The sequence below is a fragment of the Streptomyces sp. NPDC043746 genome (genome assembly GCF_056436485.1).
Genome location: NZ_JBWKCM010000033.1, coordinates 1 through 12,594, shown reverse-complemented (window position 1 = coordinate 12,594; position 12,594 = coordinate 1). Strand labels below are relative to the sequence as shown.

13 protein-coding genes are annotated in these 12,594 nt (G+C 72.5%); 7 read left to right on the top strand and 6 right to left on the bottom strand.

Annotation, left to right across the window (positions count from 1 at the left end; genetic code table 11):
* Nucleotides 1-174: 174 nt before the first annotated feature.
* Nucleotides 175-1,353: a quinolinate synthase NadA gene (gene nadA / locus AC0682_RS27190; RefSeq protein WP_478535717.1), complete on the top strand. Its 1,179-nt coding sequence runs from the start codon at nt 175-177 to the stop codon at nt 1,351-1,353.
* Nucleotides 1,354-1,602: 249 nt separating this feature from the next.
* Complete coding sequence (locus tag AC0682_RS27185) at nt 1,603-3,939, top strand: tetratricopeptide repeat protein (protein WP_478535715.1); 2,337 nt, start codon at nt 1,603-1,605, stop codon at nt 3,937-3,939.
* A 22-nt stretch (nt 3,940-3,961) separates the two neighbouring features.
* Here the strand turns inward: AC0682_RS27185 and AC0682_RS27180 are convergent, their stop codons facing one another.
* Nucleotides 3,962-4,303 carry a hypothetical protein gene (locus AC0682_RS27180; protein WP_478535714.1) on the bottom strand — a complete coding sequence of 114 codons (342 nt, stop codon included), beginning with the start codon at nt 4,301-4,303 and terminating at the stop codon, nt 3,962-3,964.
* Between the two features lie 106 nt (nt 4,304-4,409).
* Between AC0682_RS27180 and AC0682_RS27175 the strand changes: the two genes are divergently transcribed.
* Nucleotides 4,410-5,237, top strand: coding sequence for a helix-turn-helix domain-containing protein (locus AC0682_RS27175; RefSeq protein WP_478535713.1), 828 nt, complete (start codon nt 4,410-4,412; stop codon nt 5,235-5,237).
* Nucleotides 5,234-5,428 carry a DUF397 domain-containing protein gene (locus AC0682_RS27170; RefSeq protein WP_478535712.1) on the top strand — a complete coding sequence of 65 codons (195 nt, stop codon included), beginning with the start codon at nt 5,234-5,236 and terminating at the stop codon, nt 5,426-5,428. Before AC0682_RS27175 ends, AC0682_RS27170 begins: the two co-directional genes overlap by 4 nt.
* A gap of 207 nt (nt 5,429-5,635) precedes the next feature.
* Here the strand turns inward: AC0682_RS27170 and AC0682_RS27165 are convergent, their stop codons facing one another.
* From AC0682_RS27165 to AC0682_RS27150, 4 genes are all read right to left on the bottom strand, one after another.
* Nucleotides 5,636-6,412 (bottom strand): response regulator, encoded by a 777-nt coding sequence (locus tag AC0682_RS27165; RefSeq protein ID WP_478535711.1) that lies wholly within the window; start codon nt 6,410-6,412, stop codon nt 5,636-5,638.
* Nucleotides 6,409-7,710 carry a sensor histidine kinase gene (locus AC0682_RS27160; RefSeq protein WP_478535710.1) on the bottom strand — a complete coding sequence of 434 codons (1,302 nt, stop codon included), beginning with the start codon at nt 7,708-7,710 and terminating at the stop codon, nt 6,409-6,411. The genes AC0682_RS27165 and AC0682_RS27160 overlap by 4 nt, the downstream gene beginning before the upstream one ends.
* A gap of 206 nt (nt 7,711-7,916) precedes the next feature.
* On the bottom strand, nt 7,917-8,195 hold the full coding sequence (gene pspAA, locus AC0682_RS27155; protein ID WP_254812698.1) for a PspA-associated protein PspAA: 279 nt from the start codon (nt 8,193-8,195) through the stop codon (nt 7,917-7,919).
* Nucleotides 8,196-8,208: 13 nt separating this feature from the next.
* Nucleotides 8,209-8,988, bottom strand: a complete 780-nt coding sequence (locus AC0682_RS27150) for a PspA/IM30 family protein (protein ID WP_254812697.1) — start codon at nt 8,986-8,988, stop codon at nt 8,209-8,211.
* Nucleotides 8,989-9,306: 318 nt separating this feature from the next.
* Here AC0682_RS27150 and AC0682_RS27145 point away from each other — a divergent pair, with 318 nt between their 5' ends.
* The 3 genes from AC0682_RS27145 to AC0682_RS27135 all read left to right on the top strand — a co-directional run bounded on the left by AC0682_RS27145 (nt 9,307) and on the right by AC0682_RS27135 (nt 11,988).
* Nucleotides 9,307-9,906 (top strand): DUF3043 domain-containing protein, encoded by a 600-nt coding sequence (locus tag AC0682_RS27145; protein WP_254812696.1) that lies wholly within the window; start codon nt 9,307-9,309, stop codon nt 9,904-9,906.
* A gap of 71 nt (nt 9,907-9,977) precedes the next feature.
* On the top strand, nt 9,978-10,685 hold the full coding sequence (locus AC0682_RS27140) for a methyltransferase domain-containing protein (protein WP_478535762.1): 708 nt from the start codon (nt 9,978-9,980) through the stop codon (nt 10,683-10,685).
* Nucleotides 10,686-10,863: 178 nt separating this feature from the next.
* Nucleotides 10,864-11,988: a S1C family serine protease gene (locus AC0682_RS27135; protein WP_478535708.1), complete on the top strand. Its 1,125-nt coding sequence runs from the start codon at nt 10,864-10,866 to the stop codon at nt 11,986-11,988.
* Between the two features lie 64 nt (nt 11,989-12,052).
* Here AC0682_RS27135 and AC0682_RS27130 read toward each other — a convergent pair whose 3' ends face one another.
* A complete protein-coding gene (locus AC0682_RS27130; RefSeq protein WP_006123939.1) occupies nt 12,053-12,262 on the bottom strand; it encodes a hypothetical protein in 210 nt (69 codons plus the stop codon).
* Nucleotides 12,263-12,594 lie beyond the last annotated feature (332 nt).

The following is a 12,594-nucleotide window of genomic DNA, read 5'->3' as shown; positions in this document are numbered from 1 at the left end:
GCGTGTCTGTTCCTTTTCATGCTCGCACACCCGCTCGCCCGGGGGATGCGTCACATCGACGCTATCGGCATCGTCAAAGTGACACGAAGGAGCTATGATAGATAGCGTCAAATAGACGAAAAGGCGCGTTCGCCGAAGCGCAGAGCAGAACGCAGAGAAGAAAGGGTGCGTGACGTGACCACGGCCCAGCCCCTGGACGTACAGCCGACACCCCTCGCGCTGCTGCTGCTCGGCCGCGAGGCCGACCCGAGGAGCGAACGAGGCGTCGAGTGCCCCGGCGACCTCCCCTCCCCCTCCGATCCGGACCTGGTCGCCCGGGCCCGTGCGGCGAAGGAGAGGCTCGGGGACCGGGTCTTCGTCCTCGGCCACCACTACCAGCGCGACGAGGTCATCCAGTTCGCGGACGTGACCGGCGACTCGTTCAAGCTCGCCCGGGACGCGGCCGCACGCCCGGAGGCGGAGTACATCGTCTTCTGCGGTGTGCACTTCATGGCCGAGTCCGCGGACATCCTGACCACCGACGCCCAGGCGGTCGTGCTGCCGGACCTGGCGGCGGGCTGCTCGATGGCCGACATGGCCACGGCCGAGCAGGTCGCGGAGTGCTGGGACGTGCTGACGGACGCCGGGATCGCCGACCGGGTGGTGCCCGTCTCGTACATGAACTCCTCCGCCGACATCAAGGCCTTCACCGGTCGCCACGGCGGCACGATCTGCACCTCGTCCAACGCGAAACGGGCCCTGGAGTGGGCCTTCGAGCAGGGCGAGAAGATCCTCTTCCTCCCCGACCAGCACCTGGGCCGCAACACGGCGGTGCGGGACATGGGGATGAGCCTGGAGGACTGCGTCGTCTACAACCCGCACAGGCCGAACGGCGGCCTCACCGCCGAACAGCTGCGGGACGCGAAGATGATCCTGTGGCGCGGCCACTGCTCGGTCCACGGACGCTTCTCGGTCGAGTCCGTCGAGGACGTCCGGGCCCGGATCCCCGGGGTCAACGTGCTGGTGCACCCGGAGTGCAAGCACGAGGTCGTGGCCGCCGCGGACTACGTGGGCTCGACGGAGTACATCATCAAGGCGCTGGAGGCGGCCCCGCGCGGCTCGAAGTGGGCCATCGGTACGGAGCTGAACCTGGTCCGCCGCCTGGCGAACCGTTTCGCCGCGGAGGACAAGGAGATCGTCTTCCTCGACAAGACGGTCTGCTTCTGCTCGACGATGAACCGCATCGACCTGCCGCACCTGGTCTGGGCGCTGGAGTCGCTGGCCGACGGCAAGCTGGTCAACCGGATCGAGGTCGATCCGGAGACGGAGAAGTTCGCCAAGCTGGCGCTGGAGCGGATGCTGGCGCTGCCGTAACAGCGGCGCCGCCGCCCGTCGGGCCGCTGCCCTCGGGCACCGGCGGGCCGAAGTCCGGGCCACCGTCCGCCGAAGAGCCCCGGTATGCCGACACCTGAGGCATACCGGGGCTTTTCGCTGCATGCGCCCCTCCCCGGACCGGCTGAATCTTCCCCATACGCCACCCGTCCCCTCCACCCCGTAACTACTCTGCTACCCACCGCAGCGGGGCTGACCGGGAACGAACGGCGAGACGACAGTGGGGCGGGCATGAGTGACGAGGACCGTGGGACGGGCACGAGCGCGGGCGACGAGGCGCGCGGCACGGGTGCGGGGGCGGCGGGCTGGGATCTGCCGCGGGCGGAGGAGGAGGTGCGGAACCGGCGCGACGCAGCCGAGAAGGACCCCGCCACCGGCCGACCCGACCTGGCCGCCGCCCTCGGCGTCCTCTCCACGCTCCGCGCCGAGGCCGGGGACGCCCAGGGAGCCGTCGCGCCCGCCGAGGAGGCGGCCGTCATCTACCAGTCCCTCGACGACGGCCGTCCCGGCGGTTTCCTGCCCGCGCTGGCCGAAGCGCTGCACCGGTGGTCGGAACGGCTCGCCGCCGCGGGGGACACCGGCGGCGCCCTGCCCCCGGCGAAGGACGCCGCGCGGATCTACGCCGAGCTGGGCATGGAGCGCCCGGGCGACTACCAGGCGGAGCTGGCCCTGACCATGAGCGCGCTGGGCGACCGGGTCGCCGCCGCCGGGGACCGGGCGGCCGCCGCGCCCTTCGCGAAGCAGGCCGTACGGCTCCAGCGGGAGCTGATCGACGAAGAGCAGCCGGGGGCGTCCGTACCGGCGCTCGTGGAGTACCTGCTGCGGTACGCCGGGCATCTGGCCGGGTCCGGCGAGGCGGTGAAGGCCGTGCCCCGGGCCGAGGAGGCGGTGGGGCTCCTCCGGGACCTGGCCGCGGACCAGCCGGAGGCCTACCTCCCGCGGCTCGCCGCCGCCCTGCGCACCCTGGGCGGACACCGCGCGGCCGTGAGCGACGCCTGGGGGACGGTCCAGGCGACGGCGGAGGCCGTGAGCCTCTTCCGGGGACTCGCCGACGGGCGACCGGCCGTCTTCCGCCCGGAGCTGGCCACGGCGCTGGACCGCCTGGCCGGTCACCTCGCCCGGGCCGGCGAGCCGGTGGCCGGGCTGCGGGTGGCGGAGGAGGCCGTGGCGCTCTGCCGCGAGCTGGCGGCGGAGCACGTGGAGGCGTTCCGTCCGGGGCTCGCCGCCGCGCTGCGCACACGGGCCCGGTGCCTGGCGGACACCGGGGACCCGGTAGGTGCCCTGCCCCCGGTGCGGGAGGCCGTCGCACTGCTGCGGGCCCATGGGGAGGGGGCGGAGGAGGAGTTGGCCGGGGCCCTCCGGATGCTCGGCACGTATGTGGAGCTGGAGGGGGACGCGGAGGGGGCGGTGGAGGCGTTCGGGGAGTCGGTGACGCTCAACCGCCGGCTGGCGGCGGACCGGCCGGGCCCCTCTCCCGCCTCGGCCACGCCCCTGGTCGCGGCTCTGGACGACCTGACCGGGGCGCTCGGACGTACCGGCAGGCACGCAGCGGCGGTCGAGGAGTTCGACAGGCTCGTCAAGGAGTTCACCGAGGCCGATCCGGCGGTCGCCCGCCGCCTGGTCGTGGAGCGGAACGCCTTCCTGCTGCGCTGCCCCGCCCCCTGGCCGGAGGCCGGGCTGGCGGAGCTGGTGCAGTGGCTCGACGAGGACGGGCAGCAGGCCGGGAGCCCGGACGCCGTGACCGTACGGGCCCGGCAGGCGCTGCGCTCGTACGGGGACCTGGCGGCGGTGCACACGGTGTGGGAGGAGGAGACGTTCACGCCCGTGCCGGACTGGCTCGCCGTGCGGCCGGAGACCCTGGACCTGGTCAGTGCCTGGATGTTCGCGCCCAACTGGCCCCGCTCGCGCGACTTCTGGTCCGGCAACGCCCAGGTGCTGGGCGGCGAGGAGGCGGCGACGGCCCTGGACGAGCTGGCGATCCTGGACCCGCACGGCGCCCAGCGGCACGCGACGCTCCGGGACGCGGTGCTGGTCCACGGGGTGACCGCCGCCTACGACCCGCTGATCCTGGCGGAGCAGCTGGCGGAGTGGCTGGAGTGCGCGGACTGGGCGGAATCGCGTGCCTACCTGGAGGAGCACCCGCGCCTGCTGACCGTGGAGCCGCCCCAGGACACCCCCCTGGCCCACGTCGCCATGCTCGACATCGGCCGCGCGGAGGGCCTGGACGCCGCGTACCGCCTGGTGGAGGACCGCGAGGCCCTCCAGGCATATGTGGACCGCTCGTTGGAGGCCGGGGACGGCCCCTCCCTGATGCACGCCGGAGGCATCGAGGGCCAGGTCTTCGGCGACCGCCTCTCCTCGCTCACCCACGCCCAGATGGCCCTGGTCCTCTCGGGCGAGACGCGCGGATTCGACCCGGACGACCTGGCCGCCCTCCGGCACAAGGCCGACGAGCGGACCCGCACCCGCCTCCTGAACGAGGCCCTGGCCGTCACCTCCCGCCACCCCGAACGGAGGGGGGAGGCGCTGAACCGGATCATCGAGGCCCTGGGCGGCGACGAGGGCTGAGGCCGACGGGTGGCCCTGTGCCTCAGCCCTCACTCTCCAGCCGCCCGCCCCGGCTCTCCGCGATCCGCAGGGTGTCCCCCAGCGACTCGGCGAGCCGGGCACCGGCGAACCGCAGCTCCTGCTCCCCCACCACAGCGTCCGCCAGCAACTCCCGCGCCTCGGCCAGCACTTCCTCGGCCGAGGCGATCATGGAGGCCTCCAGCTGGTCGGCCATCCGGGAGATGCGGCCGTCCGGGTTCGTCGTGCTGAGCCAGCACGGCGCCCCGAACTCGTTGGTCCACGGGAGCAGTCGCATGGCACGGCCCTTGCCGTCGAACATCATCTCGGTCCCTACCTCCGGAGAAGGCCCTCTGGTGCGCCGCACACGAGGACGGTTACGGTGTGTGCCGCAATCGTCGCCCTGGGGAACCCCTCCCCAACAGGGCGCCGCCGTCCCGGCCTTGGGAACGGGACGCACGAAAGGCACGCACGTGACGTTCAAACCCCAGCCCCTCACCCCCTACCGCTCCGCCCGTCACTACTTCGGTTCGGAGCAGCGCCGCCACCGCGAGGGCGCGGGCCTGTCCCTCGTCCAGCTCGCGGGCATCGTGAACTCCAGCAAGAGCACGCTGGGCCGCATCGAGACGGCCGAGCTGATGCCGCCGCCGGACATCCCGGACCGGCTGGACCTCGCCTTCGGGACCGGCAAGCACTTCCACGGGCTGTACGAGTTGGCCCGGCACGAGATCCATCCGGACCAGTACAAGCGCTACATGGGTTTCGAGTTCCGGGCGGAGGTGATAGAGCAGTACGGCGCGCAGGCGCTGCCGGGGTTGTTGCAGACGGAGGAGTACGCGCGAGCCTTCCTCCGCTGCCAGGAGGATCTCAGCCCCGAGGTGGTCGAGGAACGTGTCACCGCGCGGATGTCACGCCAGGCGCGGCTCCGGTCGGAACAGCCGCCGTTCCGGTGGGCCATCATCGACGAGAGCGTGCTGCTACGGCCCATGGGGAGCCGGGACTGCATGCGCGAGCAACTGGCTTCGCTGCTGGAGCAGGTGGACACGCCGAGCAGTAAGGTTCAGGTCATGCCGTTCGGTGCGGGATCTCACTCGCTGCTGGGTGGCGCGCTGACTCTGCTGACCCTGCCGGATGGCGCTTCCGTGGCATACGAGGAGGGCATCGAAGCTGGTCATCTCTACGAGGATCCGGCTGCGGTGAAGAGGTGGCGGCGGCAGTACGAGGTGCTGCGGGCCAACTCCCTGACGCTGGACGAGTCGGCGGAACGGATTCGTACCGCGATGAAGGGCTACCGATCATGAACCACTCCCCCGAGCTGAGCACCGCCCAGTGGCGGAGCAGCAGCTACAGCAACTCCAACGGCGGCGAATGCGTCCAGGTCAGTGACGACTTCCCCGGACTCGTCCCCGTACGCGACAGCAAGAACCCCACCGGGCCCGCACTCACCATCCAGGCCCCCGCCTGGAACGCGTTCGTCTCCTCGATCAAGTAGACGGGGAACCCGGAGGGGCCCGTCCCACGCCCGTGCGCGGGACGGGCCCCTCCGCCCTGTCGTCAGGCCGTCGCGGGCTCGGCCTCCCTGGGCTCCTTCGGCTGGGGCTGGTCCGGGGTGCCTGCCGTGGCCGCGCGCCTGGCGGCCTTCTTCTTCGCGACGCCCGGGCCTCGGCCGCGTCCTCGGTTCCGCACCGCCCCGGCCCCCTCACTCCACCCGGGGGCGTACCAGACCCGATTCGTAGGCGATGACGACCAGTTGTGCCCGGTCTCGGGCCGCCACCTTCGCCATCGCCCGGTTCACATGCGTCTTGACCGTGAGCGGACTGACCGACAGCCGCTCCGCGATCCGGTCGTTGGAGAGGCCGCCCGCCACCAGGACCAGCACCTCCCGCTCGCGCACGGTGAGCGCGGCCAGCCGCTCCGCGTACTGCGTGCTCTCCGGCCCGTCCCCCGCCGGTGAACTCCCGCCCTGGGCCAGGAAGGTGGCGATGAGCCCCTTGGTCGCCGCCGGGGAGAGCAGCGCCTCTCCCGCCGCCGCGACCCGGATCGCGTTGAGCAGTTCGTCGGGCTCGGCGCCCTTGCCGAGGAAGCCGGAGGCTCCGGCGCGCAGGGCCTGCACCACGTACTCGTCGACCTCGAAGGTGGTGAGCATGACCACCCGGACCGCCGCGAGCGCCGGGTCGGCGCTGATCATGCGCGTGGCGGCGAGCCCGTCCGTGCCCGGCATCCGGATGTCCATCAGCACGACGTCGGGGGCGGTCGTCCGGGCCAGCTCCACGGCGTCGGCCCCGTCGGCCGCCTCGCCCACGACCTCCATGCCGGGCTCGGAGTCCACCAGCACCCGGAACGCGCTGCGCAGCAGGGCCTGGTCGTCGGCCAGCAGCACTCTGATGGGCGCCTCGGGTGCCCCGGGCGCCCCCAGTGTTTCCGGTGCCCCGAGTGCTTCAGGTGCCCGTACGGGCTGTGGTACGGACTGCGTCATCGGCGCTCCCCCGTCGTGGCCGCCGGGCCGGGCGGTTCCGGTTCGCTGGTGCGGGCCCCCGCACCGGTGCGGGCCTCGACGGGCAGGATCGCATGGACCCGGAACCCTCCCCCGTACCGAGGTCCCGCCGTGAGGGCCCCGCCGAGGGCGGTGACGCGTTCGCGCATGCCGAGCAGGCCGTGGCCACCGCCGCCGGGGGCGGCCTCGCTCTCCGGGTCCGGTCGGTCGGCCGCACTCCCCCGCCCGTCGTCCAGGACCGTGATCTCTGCGGTGGTTCCGACCTGTACGACGCTGACCTCGGCCCTGGCCCCGGCGCCCGCGTGCTTGCGTACGTTGGTCAGGGCCTCCTGGATGACCCGGTACGCGGCCAGGTCGACGGCGGCCGGGAGGCGGGGGGCCCGGTCGGCTCCCACCACCTCGACGGGGAGCCCGGCGTTGCGGAAGGTGGCCACCAGCTCGTCCAGGACGGCGAGGCCGGGGGCCGGTTCGGTGGGGGCCTCGGGGTCGCCGGACTGGCGGAGCAGCCCGACGGTGACCCGGAGTTCGTTGAGCGCGGAGCGGCTGGCCTCGCGGACGTGGGCGAGCGCCTCCTTGGCCTGGTCGGGGCGCCTGTCCATGACGTGGGCGGCGACCCCGGCCTGCACGTTGACCAGGGCGATGTGGTGGGCGACCACGTCGTGGAGGTCCCGGGCGATCCGCAGCCGCTCCTCCGCGACCCGGCGCCGGGCCTCCTCCTCCCTCGTACGCTCGGCCCGCTCCGCCCGCTCCCGGATCGCGTCGACGAAGGCGCGGCGGCTGCGTACGGCGTCCCCGGCGGCCGACGCCATCCCGGTCCAGGCGAAGACACCCAGGTTCTCCTGGCTGTACCAGGGCGTCGAGCCGAAGGCCATCGCGGCCACCGTCAGGACGCCCATGGTCAGCAGGCCGACCCGCCAGGTGGTGGGGCGGTCGGTGCGCGAGGCGACGGTGTAGAGCGCGATGACGGCGCTCATCACCACCGGGGCGGGCGGGTCCACGAAGATGTACTCGGTGGCCGCGAGGCCCCCGGTCACCGCGAGCACCGGCATGGGCCGTCGCCGCCGCAGCACGAGGGCCGAGGCGGCGAGCACCATCAGCAGCACGCTGAAGACCTCGGGCGTCCGGGTCCCGAACGACGGCCCGTGGCCCTTGCCCGGGTCCGCGAACGAACCGCAGATCATGGCCGTCAGGACGCAGAACGCCAGGGCCGCGTCGAACGCGAGCGGATGGTCCCGAAGCCAGCGGCGGGCCCGTGCGAACCCGGAGGGGAGGGTGGTCACGTGCAGCAACGGTACGGCGTGTCGCGTACGGAACCGTCTCCGCCGGGTGCCGGTACGGCGGTACGCCTGCGGAACCGTGCGACCACGGCCGGTGCGCCCGGACAGCGCGGTGCCCCGCGTCGGTGGTCGGCGGACCGGACCGGGCGCGGGGCACGGGCGGGCGTACACGTGCTGTACGAGTGCTGGTGGAGGGGCCCCTCCGGCATTCAGTTCGGGATGAGTCCGTCGTCGCTGAGCATCGCGCGCACCTCTTCGAGGGTCGCGTCGGGTGCGGGCAGGATCAGCTCCGACGGCTCCAGGGAGTCGTCGGGCAGCGGAGTGCCCAGCTCACGCACCTTGTCGAGCAGCGCGTTGAGCGTGGTGCGGAAGCCGGGACCGTCGCCGCTGTCCATCTCCTTGAGCAGGAGATCGTCCAGCTCGTTCAGCTCGGCGAAGTGACTGTCGGCCAGCTTGACCTGGCCCTCCCCCATGATCCGTACGATCATGACGCCGCCCTCACTACTGCTTGTCGAACTTGTGCGGGGACTGCTGCGACTGCTGCGTGCCCTGGGCACCACCCTCGATGGCCTGCTGCGAGGACGAGGAGCCGCCGGCCAGCTCGGCCTTCATGCGCTGGAGCTCCAGCTCCACGTCCGAGCCGCCGGAGATCCGGTCCAGCTCGGCGGCGATGTCGTCCTTCGCCGTGCCGGTCGGGTCGTCCAGGGCGCCCGAGGCGAGCAGCTCGTCGATGGCACCGGCCCGCGCCTGGAGCTGCTGCGTCTTGTCCTCGGCCCGCTGGATCGCGAGGCCGACGTCGCCCATCTCCTCGGAGATGCCGGAGAAGGCCTCACCGATCCGGGTCTGCGCCTGGGCCGCCGTGTAGGTCGCCTTGATGGTCTCCTTCTTGGTGCGGAAGGCGTCGACCTTGGCCTGGAGCCGCTGGGCCGCGAGGGTGAGCTTCTCCTCCTCGCCCTGCAGCGTCGTGTGCTGCGTCTCCAGGTCGGTGACCTGCTGCTGGAGGGCGGCGCGCCGGGACAGCGCCTCACGCGCCAGGTCCTCGCGGCCCAGGGCCAGCGCCTTGCGGCCCTGGTCCTCCAGCTTGGACGACTGGCCCTGCAGCTGGTTGAGCTGCAGCTCCAGGCGCTTGCGGGACGTCGCCACGTCGGCGACGCCGCGACGCACCTTCTGAAGCAGCTCCAGCTGCTTCTGGTACGAGTAATCCAGGGTCTCGCGCGGATCCTCGGCCCGGTCAAGGGCCTTGTTTGCCTTCGCGCGGAAAAGCATCCCCATACGCTTCATGACACCGCTCATGGGCTTCGCGCGCCCCCTTCTGACGGACTGAGCTCCAGCACTCCCGATAGAACCCACAGTACGGGCCCTGCCTCTATTACCGCACTGTTCGCGTGCGGATGTGCTCCTCCCCAAGGACGAGTGCACCCGGCGGAGCTCCCGCCCAGGGTGTAGGTGGCGGTCGGGGAAACCGGTGGTCAAGGCCCGTTCCGCCCCCGGCAGGCGCCCACAGGGGCGCATCAGGTGCCTACAGGGACGCCGTCCGTTGCCGTATCGTTCCCGCCCGGGTCCACGAGTCCGGGGGCCGACCCCGTACCCTTGGGTTTTGTGTTCCGTAGCCGTGCCAAGACAGAGAAGGCCCCCACCGATCAGGTGACGGCGGACCTCTCCAAGCAGCCCCGCGACCCGCAGGCTCCCAAGGGTCGCCCCACCCCCAAGCGCAGCGAGGCCCAGACGCAGCGCCGACGCGCCGCGTCCAGCGCGCCGACCGACCGCAAGGCGGCCGTGAAGCGCCAGCGCGAAGCGCGCCGAGCCGACCTGGCCCGCCAGCGCGAGGCACTGGCCTCGGGCGACGAGCGCTATCTCCCGGTCCGCGACAAGGGCCCGGTGCGGCGCTTCGTCCGTGACTACGTGGACTCGCGTTTCTGCGTCGCCGAGTGGTTCCTGCCGCTCGCCGTGATCATCCTGATCCTCAGCGTGATCCAGGTGCAGAACATCCAGAGCATCTCGCTGCTGCTCTGGATGGGTGTGATCATCCTGATCGTGGTCGACTCGATCGGTCTGTCGATCCGGCTGAAGAAGCAGCTGCGGGAGCGCTTCCCGGACACGCCCAAGCGCGGTGCCGTCGCCTACGGTCTGATGCGCACGCTCCAGATGCGTCGGCTGCGGCTCCCGAAGCCGCAGGTCAAGCGCGGAGAGCGGCCCTGAGCACGGTCTCCGGCGCCACCGGGCTCTGTCCGGCGAGCCCCGGATCCGTGCGGGACACCGTCCGCCAGGAGCTGGTCGCCCGGCAGCTGGACGAGCAGATAGCCGGGCGCTTCCCGGTCGGACAGCGGCTGCGGGTCCTGGACGTCGGCATGGGCCGGGGCTTCCAGGCGCTGCGGCTCGCGCGGGCCGGCCACTCGGTGACCGGTCTGGAGTCGGACACCGCCCTGCTCGACGCGGCCCGTGAGGCCCTGTCGACCGAGCCCGAAGGCATCCGGGAGCGGGTCCGGCTGATCGAGGGGGACGGCCGGGAGACCGGTGTGCACTTCCTGCCGGGCAGCTTCGACGTGGTGCTCTGCCATGGCGTGCTGATGTACGTCGAGGAGCCCGACGCGATGCTGGCCGGGCTGGCCCGGATGCTGGCCCCGGGCGGCCTGCTCTCCCTGCTCGTACGGAACGCGGACGCGCTCGCGATGCGTCCCGCGCTCGCCGGTGACTTCGGCGCGGCCCTGGCGGCCTTCGACTCCGCCACGTACACCGATCGCCTCGGCACCACCGTGCGGGCCGACCGGCTCGACGCGCTGCGGGCCACCCTGGCCGGGATCGCCGCCCCGCTGCACGCCTGGTACGGGGTGCGGGTGTTCACGGACCACGTGGCCGACGGCACCGAGTTGCCGTCCGGGGAGCTGGAGCGGGTGCTGGCCCTGGAGGACCGGGCGGCGCGGACCGACCCGTACCGGAGCGTGGCGGCACTGCTGCACCTGTGCGGGGTGCGCGGCTAGGAGGCCGGCAGGGGACACGGGGGCGTCTCCGGCCGTACGGGGTGGCTCTCCGGCCGTACGGGGTGGCTCTCCGGCCGTACGGGGTGGCTCTCCGGTCGTACGGGGGTGGCGTTCGGGCGGCCCTCGTTCGGCCCATCAGCGCAGGCCCTCGAAAGGGTGGGGGCAGCAGACTCCGGTTATGGAGATTCCGGTTCTGGACGACGCGTCCCTCTCGGCTCGCCGCTCCCCCGGCCGCGTACGGCGTCTGCTGCTGCCCCTCTCCGCGGGTGCCTGCGCCCTCGCCCTGGCCGCCGGGTGCTCCGGCGCGGGTCCGGCCGCCGCCCCCGCCGCTCCGGAGGCCACCCCCTCCGGCACGGCCCAGGGCTCCGTGACCCGGGACATCGCCGACCTGGAGAGCGCCTACCAGGCCGTCATCAACGACGTGCTGCCCTCGGTGGTGCAGATCGACGCGTCGGACGGCCTCGGTTCCGGGATCGTCTACGACGACAAGGGCCATATCGTCACCAACGCGCATGTGATCGGCGACGAGAAGTCGTTCAAGGTCACCGTCGCCACCGGGGAGGCGGTGCTGGACGCCTCCCTGGTCTCCTCCTATCCGGAGCAGGACCTCGCGGTCATCAAGCTCGACGAGGTGCCCGACGCGCTGAAGCCGGCGAAGTTCGGCGACGCGGAGAAGGTCGAGGTCGGGCAGATCGTGATGGCGATGGGTTCGCCGCTCGGACTCTCCAGCAGCGTCACCCAGGGCATCGTCTCGGCGCTCGGCCGGACGGTGAGCGAGAGCCGGTCGGGTGGCGGCACGGGCGCGACCATCGCCAACATGGTGCAGACCTCGGCTGCGATCAACCCGGGCAACAGCGGCGGGGCGCTGGTCAACCTGCGGAGCGAGGTGATCGGCATTCCCACCCTCGCGGCGACCGACCCGCAGCTGGGCGACAGCGCGGCACCCGGCATCGGGTTCGCGATCCCCGTCTCGATGGTACGGACGGTCGCGGACCAGATCATCAAGGACGGCCGGGTCACCGACTCGGGCCGGGCCGCGCTGAACATCACCGGCCGTACGGTCGTCGACGACTCCTACCGGCCCGCCGGGGTCGCGCTGGTCAGCGTGGACCGGGGCGGGGCCGCGGACGAGGCAGGGCTGCGGGCCGGGGACATCATCACGAAGGTCGGGGACTCGGAGGTCACCACGGTCACCTCGCTCTCCGAGGCGCTGGCGGGTGACAAGCCGGGCGACAAGGTGACGGTGACGTACACCCGGGGCGGCGACAGCAGGACGGCAGAAGTCACGCTCGGGGAGATCTGAGGACGACGAGTGGGCGAAGGGGCGGTACGGAACCTCCCGTACCGCCCCTTCCGCCGAGCGAGCCTCAGGCGCCGTCGGCCTGGAGACTCATCGGGCCGTAGATCTTCGTCGAGTCCTCGAAGAGCGTCACCTGGGCGGCACCGCCCTCCAGCAGTTCCTTCCAGTACTCCCCGATCCAGGACTCCGCGTCGCCCTGGGTGGTGAACTCCTCCGGCTGCAGCGCCGGCTCCGTCTCCGTACCGTCGGACTTCTCGAACCGCCACGTCCACGCCATGTCCGCCTCCTGGGTCCCGTTGCTGCCCGATCCTGGGTCAGTTGCTGCCCGCAGCCTAGCCGGGCGCGCAGCTGGCGGGGGAACACGGGAGGATCAAGGTGTGGAACTGACTCTGCTCGGCACCGGAGCCCCCGAGGGGCTGCCCCGCCCCTCCTGCCCCTGCGCGGTCTGCGCGCGGGCCCGGGGGGGGGGGGGGGGGGGGGGGGGGGGGGGGGTGTGGGGGGGGGGGGGGGGGTGGGGGGGGAGGAGGGGAGAGGGGGGGGGGGGGGGGGCGCACGGCGGAGGTCACCCTACTCGTCACGGGCGGAAGAGCAAGGCAGCCGCCAAGGGCA

Excerpts from the sequence above, each read along its gene's own strand:
- AC0682_RS27135 (WP_478535708.1), top strand. The coding sequence starts at position 10,864 with ATGGAGATTCCGGTTCTGGACGACGCGTCCCTCTCGGCTCGCCGCTCC.
- AC0682_RS27130 (WP_006123939.1), bottom strand. The coding sequence starts at position 12,262 with ATGGCGTGGACGTGGCGGTTCGAGAAGTCCGACGGTACGGAGACGGAG.
- AC0682_RS27170 (WP_478535712.1), top strand. The coding sequence starts at position 5,234 with ATGAACCACTCCCCCGAGCTGAGCACCGCCCAGTGGCGGAGCAGCAGC.
- pspAA (WP_254812698.1), bottom strand. The coding sequence starts at position 8,195 with ATGATCGTACGGATCATGGGGGAGGGCCAGGTCAAGCTGGCCGACAGT.
- AC0682_RS27165 (WP_478535711.1), bottom strand. The coding sequence starts at position 6,412 with ATGACGCAGTCCGTACCACAGCCCGTACGGGCACCTGAAGCACTCGGG.
- AC0682_RS27150 (WP_254812697.1), bottom strand. The coding sequence starts at position 8,988 with ATGAAGCGTATGGGGATGCTTTTCCGCGCGAAGGCAAACAAGGCCCTT.
- AC0682_RS27185 (WP_478535715.1), top strand. The coding sequence starts at position 1,603 with ATGAGTGACGAGGACCGTGGGACGGGCACGAGCGCGGGCGACGAGGCG.